Raw genomic sequence first — 13,824 nt, 5'->3', positions numbered from 1 at the left:
CTGATTGAGGAGGTTCCGATGCCGGCGCAGCCACCCCTCGCCGACCTGCGGGTGATCGAGTTCCTCGGACTGGGCCCCGGGCCCTTCGCCGGGATGCTGCTCGCCGACCTGGGCGCCGACATCCTCAGCGTGGCCCGCCCGGGCACCACGATGCCGGCGATGGCCGAGAACCGGCCGGTCGTCGAGGCGGACCTGAAGAGCCCGGAGGGCCGCGAGCTGGTGCTCGGGCTGATCGACCGGGCCGACGTCCTCATCGAGGGGTTCCGACCGGGGGTCATGGAGCGGCTGGGGCTCGGCCCCGACGACACCGCGCCCAGGAACCCTGGACTGGTCTACGCCCGGATGACCGGATGGGGGCAGCACGGACCGCTCGCCGCGGAGGCCGGCCACGACCTCAACTACATCGGCCTGACCGGCGCGCTGCACCACGCGGCCCGGGCCGGAGCCGTACCGACCCCGACGGCCAACCTGCTCGGGGACTTCGGCGGCGGCGGGATGTACCTGGTGCTGTCCGTCCTGGCGGCCCTGCACCAGCGCCGGAGCACCGGCCTGGGCCAGGTTCTGGACGTGGCCATCGTGGACGGCACCGCCTACCTGACCGCGATGCTGCACGAGTACCGCTCCAGCGGCATGTGGTCGGACACCGCCGGCGCCAACCGCCTCGACACCGGAGCCCCGTTCTACGACGTCTACCGCTGCGCCGACGGCCGCCATGTCGCGATAGGCGCCCTGGAGCCGCAGTTCTTCGCCGCCCTGGTCGAACTGCTGGGCCTGGACCCGCAGTGGAGCCGGTGGAGGAACGACCAGTCCCGCTGGCCCGAACTGCGCCGGGCGATCGAGCAGGCGGTGGCGGGACGCACCCGCGACGCCTGGGCCGCGGCGGCCGCCGGGACCGACGCCTGCCTGACAGCGGTCCTCGACCTCGCCGAGGCCGCCGACCATCCGCACCTGCGGGCGCGCGAGGTGCTGGTACCGGCCCCCGCCGGACAGAGCGGCTGGCGGCCCGCGATCCCGGCCGGTCACCGCAAGGACGCGGGCAGCGCCCAGGAGGTCATGGACCGCTGGGCCGCCGACGCTCCCGCCCAGCAAGACCCCGCCCGTGCTGCTTCCCAGAAAGGCGAACGGATATGACGCAACGTCGAGCTGTGATCGTGGACGCGGTGCGCACCCCCATCGGCAAGCGGGACGGCTCGCTGAGCCAGGTGCACCCGGTGGACCTGTCCGCGGTGGTGCTGCGGGCGCTGGTGCAGCGCAACGGGGTGCCGCCGGAGGCCGTCGAGGACGTGATGTGGGGATGCGTCACCCAGCTGGGGGACCAGTCCAGCAACATCGCCCGGTTCGCCGCGCTCGCCGCGGGCTGGCCGGTGAGCGTGCCCGGGGTGACCTTCAACCGTGCCTGCGGCTCCAGCCAGCAGGCCGTCGAGTCGGCCGTGCACGCGGTGGTCGCGGGCGCCTACGACTGCGTGGTCGCCGGTGGCGTGGAGTCCATGTCCCGGGTCCCGCTGGGGGCCACTCGGCAGACCGGCGTCCCCTACGGGGCCACCGTGCTGGAACGCTTCCACACCGACCGGCTGGAGCAGGGGCCGGGCGCCGAGATGATCGCCGCCCGCTGGAACCTGAGCCGGACCGATCTCGACGAGTACGCCTCGCGCTCGCACCGGCTGGCGGCCGAGGCGATCGACGCCGGATGGTTCGACGACCACCTGGTGACGGTCGATCAGGCCCCCGGGCTGCGCCAGGACGAGGGGCTGCGCAGCGGCACCACCCCGCAGACCCTGGCCCGGCTCAAGCCCTCGTTCCGGGAGGACGGGGTGATCCACGCCGGCAACGCCTCGCAGATATCCGACGGCGCCGCCGCGCTGCTGATCACCACCGACGAGTTCGCCCGGCACCACGGACTGCGTCCGCTGGCCTCGATCCGGGCGGGCGCCGTGGTCGGCGACGACCCGGTGATGATGCTGACCGCCCCGATCCCGGCCACCCGGAAGGTGCTGGGGCGCACCGGGCTGGACATCGGCGACATCGGCGCCTTCGAGGTCAACGAGGCGTTCGCGTCGGTGCCGCTGGCCTGGCAGGCGGAGCTGAAGGCGGACCCGGACCGGGTCAACCCGCTCGGCGGCGCCATCGCCGTCGGCCACCCGCTGGGCGCCTCCGGCGCGGTGCTCGCGGCCAGGCTGCTGCACCACATGCGGCGCAACGGGATCGCCCTGGGCCTGCAGACCATGTGCGAGGGCGGCGGGACCGCCAACGCCACCGTCTTCGAACTGGCCGACTGAGGCCCCCAGTGTCCGATCACCCGTCGAGCATGGTGGAGCGGGTCGTCCTCATCCTGGGGATCCTCGAACGGTCCTCGGAGCCGCTGACGCTCGGGCAGATCAGCGCCCGCAGCGGACTGCCGCGCTCGTCCGCGCACCGCATCCTGCAGCAGCTGGTCAGCGCCCGCTGGCTCAGCCGCGACGACAACGAGTACGGGCTGGGCCTGCGGATGTTCGAGATCGGCAGCGTGGTCGTGCACCGCACCCGGATCCTCGGCGCGGCCGGGCCGATGCTGCGCGAGCTGAACGCGGCCACCGGCCAGGTGGTGCACTTCGCCGTCCTGGACCAGCAGGACGTGGTCTACCTGGAACGCATCGGCGGTCCCTTCGCGGACGCGCTGCCCTCGCGGGTCGGCGGGCGGTTCCCCGCGCACTGCACGGCGGTCGGCAAGGTCCTGCTGGCCAACGCCCCGCGACTGGTCGTCGAGGAGTACCTCAGGGCCGGGCTGCGCGCCCGCACCGGGCGCAGCATCGCCGATCCCGGGGCGCTGCGGGAGGCGCTCGCCCGGACCCTGGACGCCGGAGTCGCCGCCGAGTGCGGCGAGGCCGTGCCCGGTGCGGCCTGCATCGCCGCGCCGGTGTTCCAGGCCGGCACGGCGGTGGCGGCGGTGTCGCTTTGCGGCCCGCAGCGGCAGATCCTGGGCGGGGGCCTCAAGGTCCAGGTGCAGTGGGCCGCCGCGGAGATCTCGCGGCGGCTGTCGACTCCGGTGCTCAGCGCCCGTGCCAGACCGGTGGCCGTTTCTCGGTGAACGCGGCGGCGCCCTCCTTGGCGTCCGCGGAGGCGAACACCGGGTCGGTGATCTCGGCCTGCCGGGACCAACGGTCCGTCAGGGACCAGTCCGCGGCCGAGCGGACGACCTGCTTGGAGGCCGCGACGGCCAGCGGTCCGTTGGCCGCGATCAGCTCGGCCAGCTCCAGGGCCGCGGCCAGCGCGCCACCCTCCTCGGTGAGCCGGTTCACCAGCCCGACCAGGGCCGCGCGCTCGGCGCTGATCGGCTCGCCGGTCAGCAGCATCTCCAGGGCGACCGCCTGCGGGACGCGCTCGGCCAGTTGCAGTGCGCCGCCGCCCCTGGCCACCAGCGACCGCTTGACCTCGGGCAGTCCGAGCCTGGCGGTGCGGGCGGCCACGACCAGGTCGCAGGCCAGCAGCAGTTCGAAGCCGCCGCCCAGGGCCCAGCCCTCCACCGCGGCGATCAACGGCTTGCGCGGCGGCGTCACCGCGATGCCGCACAGTCCGCGCCCCTCGATCGAGGGCGACTCGCCGCGCTGGAAGGCCTTGAGGTCCATGCCCGCGGAGAACACGCCGCCCGCACCGGTGAGCACCCCCACCCGCAGCTCGGGCGAGGAGTCCAGCTCGTCCGCCGCGGCCGCGACCGCCGCCGCCACCTCGGCGTCCAGGGCGTTTCGTGCGGCGGGCCGGTTGACGGTGATCACCTGCACCGCGCCGTGCCGCTCGATCAGGACCTTCTCGCTCATGCCTGCCTCCTGGATCTTCCCGCGCTATGGACTAAATTAGTATACTCATTAAGAAGGGTTTGGAAGGGGAGGGCTGATGCGCAGGACTCTGTTCGACGAGGTCCATGAGGACTTCCGGCAGCTGGTACGGGACTTCATCGCCGGTGAGGTGCTGTCCCACTACGAGCAGTGGCGCGCGGCCGGCCTGGTGCCGCGCGAACTGTTCACGCAGCTGGGCAAGGTGGGGATCATCGGCACCGCCGTCCCGGAGCAGTACGGGGGAGGCGGGCAGGACGACTACCGGTTCAATGTGGTGATCCAGGAGGAGTGCGCCCGGGCCTGCGTCACCCTCGGCGGGCTGCGCACCCACCTGGACGTGGTGGTCCCCTACTTCCTCGCCTTCGCCGACGACGAGCAGCGGGCGCGCTGGTTCCCCGGACTGGCCAGCGGCGAGCTGTACACCGCGATCGCGATGAGCGAGCCCGGGGTCGGCTCGGACCTGGCCGGGATCACCACCAGGGCGGTGGCCGACGGCGACGACTACGTCCTCAACGGCGCCAAGACCTTCATCACCGGCGGCTACCACGCGGACCTGGTCGTGGTCGTCGCCCGCACCTCGGCCGAGCCGGACGACCGGCGGGGCGGGCTCTCACTGCTGGTGGTCGAGAAGGGGATGCCGGGGTACTCGGTCGGACGCCGGCTGGAGAAGATCGGCCTCACCACCCAGGACACCGTTGAGCTGTCCTTCGATGACGTACGGGTCCCGGCGGCCAATGTGCTGGGGGCGCCAGGGGAGGCCTTCTCCCTGTTGGGCCGGAACCTGGCCCAGGAGCGGCTGGCCATCGCGGTGGGAGCCGTCGCCCAGGCACGCACCGCACTGGACCTGACCGTCGGTTATGTGCGCGACCGGACCGTCTTCGGCCAGTCGCTGGCCCGCTTCCAGAACACCAAGTTCGAGCTCGCCGCGGTGTCGGCGGAACTGCAGGCGGCGCAGGCCCTGCTCGACGCGGCCGTGGCGGCCAGGGTCGCCGGCGAGCTGACCGGCGCGGACGCGGCGGCCACCAAGCTGTTCTGCACCGAGGTGCAGGGCCGGTCGATCGACCGGTGCCTGCAGCTGCACGGCGGCTACGGCTACATCCTGGAGTCGCCCATCGCCCGCCTGTACGCCGACGCCCGGGTCACCCGTATCTACGGTGGCACCAGCGAAGTCATGAAGACCATCATCAGCAAGTCCCTGGGACTGTGAGGAGCCGGAATGCAGATCGACGGAAGCAGTGCGTTCGTCACCGGAGGGGCCTCGGGCCTCGGGCTCGCCACCGCGCGCCGCATCGTCGGGCGCGGGGGCCACGTGGTCATCGCGGACATCTCCGAGGAGCAGGGCGCCGCGGCTGTCCGGGAGCTGGGTGAGGCGGCGCGGTTCGTCCGGGCCGACATCACCGACGAGGCCGAGGTGGCCAAGGCGCTGGACGCGGCGCAGGAGCAGGGGACGCTGCGTTTCGTGGTGCACTGCGCGGGCCGCGGCGGGGACCGGACCCGGATCCTGGACCGCGAGGGGAACCCGGGTGACCTGGGTACCTTCGCGGAGGTGGTGCGGGTCAACCTGGTCGGCACCTACAACGTGCTGCGGCTGGCCGCCGCCCGGATGGCGGCCAACGACGTGGTGGACGGGGACCGCGGGGCGGTGGTGCTCACCGCCTCGGTCGCGGCCTTCGACGGGCAGATCGGGCAGACCTCCTACACCGCCGCCAAGGCCGGGGTGCACGGGCTGACCCTGGTCGCCGCACGCGACCTGGCCGGCCGTCAGATCCGGGTCAACACCATCGCCCCGGGCATCATGGACACCCCGATGCTGGGACGGCTGCGCGCCGACATCCGCGAGGGCCTGGCGGCCACCGTCCCGCACCCCAAGCGGCTGGGGGACCCCGACGACTACGCCCGGCTGGCCGTCGAGATGCTGGAGAACCCCTACCTCAACGGCCAGACCATCCGGCTGGACGGCGGGATCCGGATGGCTCCGCGCTGAGGGACGTCGCCGACGGACGCCGAGGCCCTCACCCCCGCAGCGGGGTGAGGGCCTCGGTGCTCGCGCGGCGGCTCCGGTCAGGCCGCCGGCGCGGGCGGTGCGGGCGGCGGCGTGAACCGGTGCCCCCAGAATGCGCCCTCGGTGATCTCGTAGACCGGCACCGGCTCGGGGACCTGCAGTCCGTTCCAGCCGAACTCGACCGCGTAGTTCTCCGGCGACCAGACGTAGAAGGACACCATGTGGTCGTTGGTGTGCTTGCCCAGGGAGTGCATCATCGGCACCTCCAGGGCGTGGGCGCGGTCCAGCGCGAGTCCGACGTCGTCGATGGTGGCGGCCTCCACCATGACGTGCAGCAGCCGGCCGGGGCCGGGGTGCGGAGTGACGCCGAGGGTGTGGTGGCGCGGGTTGCAGCCCATGAAGTAGGTGGTGCCGCCCGGGGACCTCATGGTGTTGCGCTCGATGAAGCCGAGCACCCCCAGGTAGAAGTCGACCGTCTCCTTGGGGTTCTCCGCGGAGACGATGGCGTGCCCCAGGCCCATGCCGTCGGTGACGAACTTGGAGACCAGCGGGGTGCGGACCGGGACGTGGTCGAGCACGGTGCCGTAGAACAGCTCCACCGGGTTGCCGCCCGGGTCGCTGAACCGGACGAAGCCGGTGACCCGGCGCGCCGCGCTCTCGGCCTCCGTTCCCACCGTGACCTTGATGCCCGCCTGTTCGACCTTGGCGGCCAGCCTGTCCAGTTCGCGTTCGTCGAGGACCTCCAGCCCCAGGGCGGTCATGCCCGGCTGGGAGCCGGGGGCGACGGCTATGCGGGTGGGGAAGTCGTCCATGCGGAAGTACAGCGACTCCGGGTCGGCGCCCTGGACCGGCATGAGGCCGAGGAAGTCGGCCCCGAACCGCCTCCAGCCCTCGATGTCGGGCGTCTCCAACCGCAGATAGCCGAGTGAACGAACACTCATGGTCTCTCCAATCAGACGGTCAAGGCAGTGAACTAATTGAGATGAGTATACTGATTAAGCTCGTGTCACGCACCCAGACGGGTCAGCAGCGCATCGAGCCACCGCGCCGACTGCGCCGCGGCCTCGGCGTGGCCGATCGCGTCGATGTCGGGTCCGTTGAGCTCGCAGTCGAAGGTGCCCTGGTAGCCGGCCTCCAGCAGCTGCTCCACCAGCGCGGCGAGCGGGACGATGCCCTGCCCGGGCACGGTCCGGCACGGCAGCGCCCGCGCGCCGGGCGTCATGTCGCTCAGCTGCACGTGGGTGATGAGGTCGACGTTCTCCGCGATCTCCTCGCGCAGCCCGCCCTCGGTCCACACATGGAACAGGTCCAGGCACACCCCCAGGCCGGAGCGCCGGGCCACGGCGATCGCGTCGTGGAAGGAGTGCACGAAACCGAGGTCCGCGTAGAGCCAGTTGACCGGCTCCACGGCCAGGGTGACGCCCCGTCGGGCCGCGTGCGCGACCAGGGGAGCGGCCGCGTCGGCGAAGGCCTCGACGCGGTCCTTCCACTCCGCCGCACCGCGCGGTCCCGGGAGTCCGTAGACGGACCGGGCGCCGACCGCGGCGGCCAGGTCGACGTCCTCCCGGGCCCGGCTCAGCGAGGCGTCCAGGGCCGCCGCCGAGGAGGGGTCGAGCGCCAGGGAGCCGGTGGCGGTGGTGACCGCCACCGCGTGCCGCCGGCAGGCCGCCGCCACCGCGTCGGGGCCGGCCTCGCGCAGGACGCGGCCGGTGAGGGACATGGCGCCGACACCGAGCCGGCCGACCGCCTCGACCGCCTGGACGGCGCCGAGACCGGGGAAGCACAGGCTGCTGACCGAGACCCGTGGATGCACGGGTCAGTGTCCGAGGTAGTGCATGGCCTGGTCCAGCAGTACCGGCAGTCCCGGCCGCATCCGCGCCATCGCGCCGGTCAGCTGCCGGCCGCTCTTGTCGGCGCGCTTGATCAGCAGGCCGGTCAGGCCGGACTCCTTGTAGCGGGTCAGGGCGTGGAACCAGTCGAGGTCGGGCAGCGTGCGCCCGATCTCCGCCTGGTAGGCGCGCACCACGTCGGCGCCGGTCGGCGTCCCCGCCGCGGGCCCCGGATCGGCGGCGGGGTGACCGGCGTCGTCGGTGAAGAAGGCGAGCCAGGACACGTCCACCCGGGGATCGCCCACCGACCAGATCTCCCAGTCGATCACGGCGTTGATCCGGCCGTCCGCGCAGAAGGCGTTGCCGAGCCGGAAGTCGCCGTGGTTGATCACCGGGGTGAGCGCGGCCGGGACGGTGGCGTGCAGCGCCGCGGCGACGCGCCGGTAGTCGCCGCTCAGTTCGGCGGGCAGGGTGTCGAAGGCCCGGGTCCAGCGGTCGATCTCCTCGTCCAGCCCCACCACGGGCTCCGCGCCGAGTCCGACCGCCTCCGGTACCACCCGGTGCAGCGCGGCCAACAGCCGTGCGGCATCCAGGAACCGTGCGTGCACCTGCCCGGGCTCGGGGCGCTCGCCCTGCGGTTGCAGGACGGGCTCGACGCACTCGCCGGTCACCAGGTTCATCGCCATGAACGGCGGTACCTCCGGCGGTATGCCCGGATCGGAGAAGAAGACGTTCGGGGCCAGGGTGCGTTCGGCCGCCTGCAACGCCTTCTGCAACCGCGCCTGGCGCAGCACGTCGCGGTTGCGCACCGGCGGCAGGCCGGGCGGGGCGACCTTGAGCACCATCGGCGTCTCCGCGCGCGGGACGCCCTCCAGCTCGACGGTGAACGTCAGGCTGGAGGTGCCGCCGGTCAGCGGGCGCAGGTCGCGCACCCGCGACCCCCGGTGCCTCGCGGCCGTGTGCGCGTCGACCTGCTCACGCAGCGCTGCCAGCAGGTCGTCGTCGACCTGACGTACCGTCATCTTCGTCACCTCATGTCACAGCACTGCTTGTCGGGGTTAACATCTATCTTGTATTATTTAGTAAGACGATTCAAGTATGGCTGACGACGGGAGCTGCGGATGTGGGACTTCGCGACCGAGCCCGAGTTCCAGCGCAAGCTGGACTGGATGGCGGCATTCGTCCGTGACGAGTGCGAGCCGCTGGACCTGCTCTTCCCCCACGGTGGAGACCCCTACGACGTCACCAACAAGGCGTCCCGGGCCGTGCTCAGGCCGCTCCAGGAGAGGGTGCGGGAGCAGGGCCTGTGGGCCTGCCACCTCAGCCCCGACCTGGGCGGCCAGGGGTACGGCCAGTTGAAGCTGGCGCTGATGAACGAGATCCTGGGCCGCTCCTACTGGGCGCCGACGGTCTTCGGCACTGCCGCCCCGGACACCGGCAACGCCGAGATCCTGGCGATGTACGGCACCGAGGAGCAGCGGACCCGCTATCTGCAGCCGCTGCTGGACGGCGAGATCGTCTCCTGCTTCTCCATGACGGAGCCTCAGGGCGGCGCCGACCCCAAGGAGTTCGCCTGCCGGGCCACCCGCGACGGCGACACCTGGGTCATCGAGGGCGAGAAGTGGTTCTCCTCCAACGCCCGCTACGCGTCCTTCCTGATCGCCCTCGTGGTGACCGACCCGGACGCCGCGCCGCACCAGCGGATGTCGATGTTCATCATCCCGTCGGAGACCCCCGGCATCGAGATCATCCGCAATGTCGCCACCGTGAACGAGCGCGACGAGCTGGACGAGGGCATCCACGCCTACATCCGCTACAACCAGGTCCGGGTCCCGGCCGATGCCATGCTCGGGGCGCCGGGGGAGGGGTTCAAGGTCGCCCAGTCCCGGCTCGGCGGGGGCAGGGTGCACCACGCCATGCGGGTGGTCGGCAAGTGCCAGCGGGCCTTCGACATGATGTGCGAGCGTGCCCTGTCGCGGCGCACCCAGGGCAGGGTGCTCGCCGAGCACCAGTTCGTCCAGGGGTTCATCGCCGACTCCGCCATCCAGCTGCAGCAGTTCCGGCTGCTGGTGCTGCAGACGGCCTGGATCATCGACAACCAGCCGCACGGGGCGGCCCGCACCCACATCGCGATGTGCAAGGTCGCGCTCGCCCAGGTGCTGCACGACATCGTCCAGCGCTCCCTGCACCTGCACGGCTCCCTCGGCATCACCCATGAGACGCCGCTGGCCGAGTGGTGGGCGGCGCTGCCGCAGCTGGCCCTGGCCGACGGGCCGACCGAGGTGCACAAGGCCACCGTCGCCAAGCGGGTACTCCGCGGCTACCAGCCGGCCCCCGGCCTGTTCCCCACCGAGCACATCCCCGCGCGCCGGGCGGCGGCCCGGGAGCGGTACGCGTCGATCCTGGAAGAGTTCGGCGTGTGAGCGGCAGCGACCGAACTGACGGTACGTCCGGGCTCTTCGACCTGACCGGCAAGGTAGCCCTGGTCACCGGCGGCAGCCGCGGGCTGGGCCGGCAGATGGTGCTGGCGTTCGCCCGGGCCGGCGCGGACGTGGTCATCGCCAGCCGCAAGCTGGACAGCTGCAAGGCCGCCGCCGAGGAGGCGGAGGCCCTCGGCCGGCGGGCGCTGGCCGTCTCCTGCCACGTCGGGCACTGGGACGAGTGCGAGCAGCTGACGGACGCGGCGTACGGACACTTCGGACGGGTCGACGTGCTGGTCAACAACGCGGGGATGTCGCCGCTGGCGCCGTCCTCGGCGGAGACCTCCGAGGAGCTGTTCGACAAGGTGGTGGGGGTCAACTTCAAGGGCCCCTTCCGGCTCGGATCGCTGGTCGCCCGGCGCATGTGCGAGGGCGAGGGCGGCTCCGTCATCAATGTCTCCTCCAGCGGTGCGCTGTTCCCCAGCCCGCGGTTCGGCCCCTACGCCGGGGCGAAGGCCGCGCTCAACGCCCTCACCACGGTGCTCGCCCTGGAGTACGCCCCGAAGGTGCGGGTGAACACCCTGTCCGCCGGCCCGTTCCTGACCGACATCGCCAAGCACTGGCCCGACGAGGGCGAGCGGACCTGGAGGAACGCGGCCGGGCGGGCCGGCTCGCCCGAGGAGATCGTGACCGCCGCGCTCTACCTGGCCTCCCCGGCCTCCAGCTACACCACCGGCTCGCTGCTGCGGGTGGACGGCGGGCTGCACTGAAGGCTGCCGCCCCTCAGGGCGTGTTCGCGGCCCGGCCCCTGGCGGGGGCCGGGCCGCACGTACGGGGCCGACCGTGCTACTGCCGGTCCCAGACGACAGGCACGGTGTCCGGCCCCGAGCTGCGGCCGGTCTCCCGGGTGACCGCCCCCTCGGCCAGTCGGTACTCGGGGATGCGCCGGTGCCACTCGGTGAGCGCGATCTGCAGCTCGTGCCGGGCTAGGTGGGCGCCCAGGCACCGGTGCGGACCCGCGCCGAAGGCGATGTGGTTGTTGGGCGTGCGGTCGATCCGCACCTGCCCGGCGTCCTCGAAAGCGGCGGCGTCCCTGGTCGCCATCGTCAGCGGGAGCTGCACCATCGAGCCCGCCGGGATCGGGCACCCGGCCACCTCGACGTCGCGCTTCACCTTGCGGGCCGGGATGACGAAGGAGTAGGCCCGCAGGAACTCCTCGACCGCGACCGGGAGCAGCTCCGGCTCGTCGACGATCCTGCTCCGGTCCTCCGGGTGGGTGGCCAGGTGGTGCAGGATGTAGCCCAGCTGCGCGGCCACCGTGTCCAGTCCGGCCATGAACATGAAGACGCAGTAGGAGCGCAGCTCCTCGTCGGTGGCCGTCCGGCCCTCGAACCGGAACTGCAGGGCCTGGCTGACCAGGTCCTCGCCGGGGTCGGCGCGCCGCTCCCGGATCACCGAGGAGACGTAGTCGCCGACCGCGGTCAGGGCGGCGGTGCGCTGGCGCGCGATGGTGGCCGGATCCGGGCCGCGGGAGTGCAGGATGTCGGCCTCCCAGTCCATGAACCGCTCCAGCTCCCCGCTGGGCAGCCCCATCAGCTCCAGGAAGATGGAGGTGGGGAACCTGAAGGCGAAGTCGGTCATCACATCGCAGGAGCCGCGGTCGGCGAAGCTGTCGATCAGCTCGCCGGCCCGCTGCCGCACCCGGTCGTCCAAGCCGCTGACGGCGCGCGGGGAGAAGGCCGGGCCCAGGTTGCGGCGCCACTGGCGGTGCTCCTCGCCGCCGAGCATGTGCGGGATCCAGCGGTGCGCCGGGTCAGGGTCCATGACCGTGACCGCTTCGCTGGAGTAGGTGTCCGGGTCCTGGTAGGCGGCGAGGATGTCCTCGTAGCGGGTGAGCACGAAGTAGCCGCCCGCGAAGGTGTTGCGGACGACCGGTGCCTCCTCGCGCAACCGGTCGAAGAAGGCGTTCCACTCCCCGAGCGGCCGCGGCTCATGGGGGGAGTAGGTGTGGACGGGACACTGTTCGACGGCTTCCTGCTGCACGGTCTCCTCCTCAGTCCGTCAGGGTGATCGCGCGCTCCGGGCAGGAGGCGGCGGCCAGACGCGCCGCCTGCTCCGCGCCGCTGGGGACGTCGAACTCGGCGCGCAGCGCGTAGCCGACGTCGTCGAGCTGGAAGACCTCCTCGTCCGCCGCGGCGCACCGCGCGTGCCCGGAGCACCTGTTGAGGTCGATGTGTGCCTGCATCTCACTCACTGCCTTTCGTCGGGGGGCGAATGGAACTGACCGGCGCTCAGCGAGCGCTCCAGATGACGCTCTTGGAGTGCAGGAACTCCTCCAGGCCGTACTCGCCGCGCTCCAGGCCCAGCCCGCTCTGCTTGTAGCCGCCGAAGGCGGTGTGCGGGCTGGAGCCGGCGCCGCCGCCGTTGATGTAGACCATCCCGGCGCGGATCCGGGTGGCGATCCGGTACGCGTGGACCGGGTCGGCCGCCCAGACGCCGCCGCCGAGCCCGAACTCGCTCTCGTTGGCCAGCTGCACCGCGTGGTCCTCGTCCTTGTAGCCGATGACGACGCCGACCGGGCCGAAGAACTCCTTCTGAGCGATCGTCATGGAGTTGTCCACGTCCACGAAGAGCGTCGGCTCGACGAAGAACCCCCGGTCCAGCCCGGCCGGTCGGCCGCCGCCGTGCACGATCCGCGCGCCCTCCTGCTCGCCGACGCCGATCAGCGCCTCGACCTTGCCGCGCTGGGCCGCGCTGATCAGCGGGCCCATCGTGGTCGCCGGGTCGGCCGGGTCGCCGACCCGGACCTGTCCGAGCGCCTTGGTCACCCGCTCGACCAGTTCGTCCAGGCGCGACTCGTGGACCAGGGTCCGGGTCAGCAGGGAGCAGCCCTGGCCGGCGTGCGCGGTCATCCCGTTGACCACGTTGGGGACGACCCGGTCGAGGTCGGCGTCCGGGCAGATGATGTTGGCGGACTTGCCGCCCAGTTCCAGGACCACCTTCTTCAGCGTCGGTGCGGCCTGGGCGTAGATCAGCCGGCCGACGGCGTCCGAGCCGGTGAAGCTGACGATGTCGACGCCCGGGTGGGTGGTGAGCGCCTGTCCGGCGGCGATGTCCCCGGTCACGATGTTGAGCACCCCGGGCGGCAGCCCTGCCTCGTCGGCCGCCTCTCCCAGTACCAGTGCCGCCAGCGGAGTGGTCGGTGCCGGCTTGAGGACGGTGGTGCATCCGGCGGCCAGCGCGGGCGCCAGCTTCAGGATGTTCAGGTACAGCGGGAAGTTGTAGGCCGAGACCAGGGCGGCCACCCCGTAGGGCTCCCGGCGGACGACCCCCTGTGCGAGGGTGGGGCCGAGGGTGGGGTGCATCGGCTGTTCGAAGGGGAACTGGCCCAGAACCCGCTCGGCCATGTCGCGGAAGTGCTGCAGCGGGACGGTGACCTGCAGGGTGTCCGCCAGCGCCCGGGTCGAGCCGGCCTCGCGGACGGCCAGTTCCTTCAGTTCGTCCGAGCGCCGCTCCAGGGCGTCGGCCATCCGGAGCATCAGCCCGGAGCGCTCCCGGACGCTCATGGTCGGCCAGGGGCCCTCGTCGAAGGCCCGGCGGGCGGCGGCCACCGCCCGGTCGACGTCGCCGGCGGTCGCGTCGGGGACGGTGGCGATGGTCTCCTCGGTCGCGGGGTTCAGGACCGTGAGCACGCCGTCGGCCGCACTGTCCTGCCACTGCCCGTCGATGTAGAGCTTGCGGTGCGCCTGAGCGGCCACGTGCGG

The 13,824-nt window shown here is 72.3% G+C and carries 14 protein-coding genes; 7 read left to right on the top strand and 7 right to left on the bottom strand.

Annotation, left to right across the window (positions count from 1 at the left end; translation table 11 throughout):
• The first annotated feature begins 18 nt into the window (after positions 1-18).
• The 3 genes from ABUW04_RS03335 to ABUW04_RS03325 are packed head-to-tail and all read left to right on the top strand — an operon-like array spanning position 19 to position 3,064.
• Positions 19-1,131, top strand: coding sequence for a CaiB/BaiF CoA transferase family protein (locus ABUW04_RS03335; protein ID WP_380562506.1), 1,113 nt, complete (start codon positions 19-21; stop codon positions 1,129-1,131).
• Positions 1,128-2,276: a thiolase family protein gene (locus ABUW04_RS03330; protein ID WP_380562505.1), complete on the top strand. Its 1,149-nt coding sequence runs from the start codon at positions 1,128-1,130 to the stop codon at positions 2,274-2,276. Before ABUW04_RS03335 ends, ABUW04_RS03330 begins: the two co-directional genes overlap by 4 nt.
• An 8-nt stretch (positions 2,277-2,284) precedes the next feature.
• A complete protein-coding gene (locus ABUW04_RS03325; protein ID WP_030258527.1) occupies positions 2,285-3,064 on the top strand; it encodes an IclR family transcriptional regulator in 780 nt (259 codons plus the stop codon).
• On the opposite strand, the gene ABUW04_RS03320 is transcribed toward ABUW04_RS03325, so the two are convergent.
• Positions 3,027-3,791, bottom strand: coding sequence for a crotonase/enoyl-CoA hydratase family protein (locus ABUW04_RS03320; RefSeq protein ID WP_380562503.1), 765 nt, complete (start codon positions 3,789-3,791; stop codon positions 3,027-3,029). The genes ABUW04_RS03325 and ABUW04_RS03320 overlap by 38 nt on opposite strands.
• A gap of 76 nt (positions 3,792-3,867) precedes the next feature.
• On the opposite strand from ABUW04_RS03320, the gene ABUW04_RS03315 reads away from it, so the two are divergent.
• Positions 3,868-5,016 carry an acyl-CoA dehydrogenase family protein gene (locus ABUW04_RS03315; protein WP_380562501.1) on the top strand — a complete coding sequence of 383 codons (1,149 nt, stop codon included), beginning with the start codon at positions 3,868-3,870 and terminating at the stop codon, positions 5,014-5,016.
• 9 nt (positions 5,017-5,025) lie between these two features.
• Complete coding sequence (locus ABUW04_RS03310; protein WP_380562499.1) at positions 5,026-5,793, top strand: SDR family NAD(P)-dependent oxidoreductase; 768 nt, start codon at positions 5,026-5,028, stop codon at positions 5,791-5,793.
• A gap of 77 nt (positions 5,794-5,870) precedes the next feature.
• Here ABUW04_RS03310 and ABUW04_RS03305 read toward each other — a convergent pair whose 3' ends face one another.
• The 3 genes from ABUW04_RS03305 to ABUW04_RS03295 form a co-directional block, all read right to left on the bottom strand.
• On the bottom strand, positions 5,871-6,752 hold the full coding sequence (locus ABUW04_RS03305; RefSeq protein WP_380562497.1) for a VOC family protein: 882 nt from the start codon (positions 6,750-6,752) through the stop codon (positions 5,871-5,873).
• 65 nt (positions 6,753-6,817) lie between these two features.
• Positions 6,818-7,624 (bottom strand): sugar phosphate isomerase/epimerase family protein, encoded by an 807-nt coding sequence (locus ABUW04_RS03300; RefSeq protein WP_380562495.1) that lies wholly within the window; start codon positions 7,622-7,624, stop codon positions 6,818-6,820.
• A gap of 3 nt (positions 7,625-7,627) precedes the next feature.
• The gene (locus tag ABUW04_RS03295; RefSeq protein WP_380562493.1) at positions 7,628-8,662 is read right to left on the bottom strand and encodes a phosphotransferase family protein; all 1,035 of its coding nucleotides are present in this window, start codon (positions 8,660-8,662) and stop codon (positions 7,628-7,630) included.
• Positions 8,663-8,761: 99 nt separating this feature from the next.
• Here ABUW04_RS03295 and ABUW04_RS03290 point away from each other — a divergent pair, with 99 nt between their 5' ends.
• Together ABUW04_RS03290 and ABUW04_RS03285 are read left to right on the top strand one after the other, a co-directional pair.
• On the top strand, positions 8,762-10,063 hold the full coding sequence (locus ABUW04_RS03290) for an acyl-CoA dehydrogenase family protein (RefSeq protein WP_030258510.1): 1,302 nt from the start codon (positions 8,762-8,764) through the stop codon (positions 10,061-10,063).
• Positions 10,060-10,830, top strand: coding sequence for an SDR family NAD(P)-dependent oxidoreductase (locus ABUW04_RS03285; RefSeq protein WP_380562491.1), 771 nt, complete (start codon positions 10,060-10,062; stop codon positions 10,828-10,830). Before ABUW04_RS03290 ends, ABUW04_RS03285 begins: the two co-directional genes overlap by 4 nt.
• A gap of 76 nt (positions 10,831-10,906) precedes the next feature.
• Here the strand turns inward: ABUW04_RS03285 and ABUW04_RS03280 are convergent, their stop codons facing one another.
• From ABUW04_RS03280 to ABUW04_RS03270, 3 genes are read right to left on the bottom strand one after another with little or no spacing between them, the layout of a single operon-like run.
• A complete protein-coding gene (locus tag ABUW04_RS03280) occupies positions 10,907-12,103 on the bottom strand; it encodes a cytochrome P450 (protein ID WP_380562489.1) in 1,197 nt (398 codons plus the stop codon).
• A 10-nt stretch (positions 12,104-12,113) separates the two neighbouring features.
• Complete coding sequence (locus tag ABUW04_RS03275; RefSeq protein WP_030258501.1) at positions 12,114-12,305, bottom strand: ferredoxin; 192 nt, start codon at positions 12,303-12,305, stop codon at positions 12,114-12,116.
• Between the two features lie 46 nt (positions 12,306-12,351).
• Positions 12,352-13,818 carry an aldehyde dehydrogenase family protein gene (locus ABUW04_RS03270; protein WP_380562487.1) on the bottom strand — a complete coding sequence of 489 codons (1,467 nt, stop codon included), beginning with the start codon at positions 13,816-13,818 and terminating at the stop codon, positions 12,352-12,354.
• Between the last annotated feature and the right edge of the window lie 6 nt (positions 13,819-13,824).

The sequence above is a fragment of the Streptacidiphilus jeojiensis genome (assembly GCF_042510965.1).
Taxonomy (GTDB): domain Bacteria; phylum Actinomycetota; class Actinomycetes; order Streptomycetales; family Streptomycetaceae; genus Streptacidiphilus; species Streptacidiphilus jeojiensis.
Note: the sequence above shows the minus strand (reverse complement) of the source record. Positions and strands in the feature narration are given on the sequence as shown.

Excerpts from the sequence above, each read along its gene's own strand:
- ABUW04_RS03305 (WP_380562497.1), bottom strand. The coding sequence starts at position 6,752 with ATGAGTGTTCGTTCACTCGGCTATCTGCGGTTGGAGACGCCCGACATC.
- ABUW04_RS03295 (WP_380562493.1), bottom strand. The coding sequence starts at position 8,662 with ATGACGGTACGTCAGGTCGACGACGACCTGCTGGCAGCGCTGCGTGAG.
- ABUW04_RS03315 (WP_380562501.1), top strand. The coding sequence starts at position 3,868 with ATGCGCAGGACTCTGTTCGACGAGGTCCATGAGGACTTCCGGCAGCTG.
- ABUW04_RS03330 (WP_380562505.1), top strand. The coding sequence starts at position 1,128 with ATGACGCAACGTCGAGCTGTGATCGTGGACGCGGTGCGCACCCCCATC.
- ABUW04_RS03335 (WP_380562506.1), top strand. The coding sequence starts at position 19 with ATGCCGGCGCAGCCACCCCTCGCCGACCTGCGGGTGATCGAGTTCCTC.
- ABUW04_RS03310 (WP_380562499.1), top strand. The coding sequence starts at position 5,026 with ATGCAGATCGACGGAAGCAGTGCGTTCGTCACCGGAGGGGCCTCGGGC.
- ABUW04_RS03320 (WP_380562503.1), bottom strand. The coding sequence starts at position 3,791 with ATGAGCGAGAAGGTCCTGATCGAGCGGCACGGCGCGGTGCAGGTGATC.
- ABUW04_RS03290 (WP_030258510.1), top strand. The coding sequence starts at position 8,762 with ATGTGGGACTTCGCGACCGAGCCCGAGTTCCAGCGCAAGCTGGACTGG.
- ABUW04_RS03275 (WP_030258501.1), bottom strand. The coding sequence starts at position 12,305 with ATGCAGGCACACATCGACCTCAACAGGTGCTCCGGGCACGCGCGGTGC.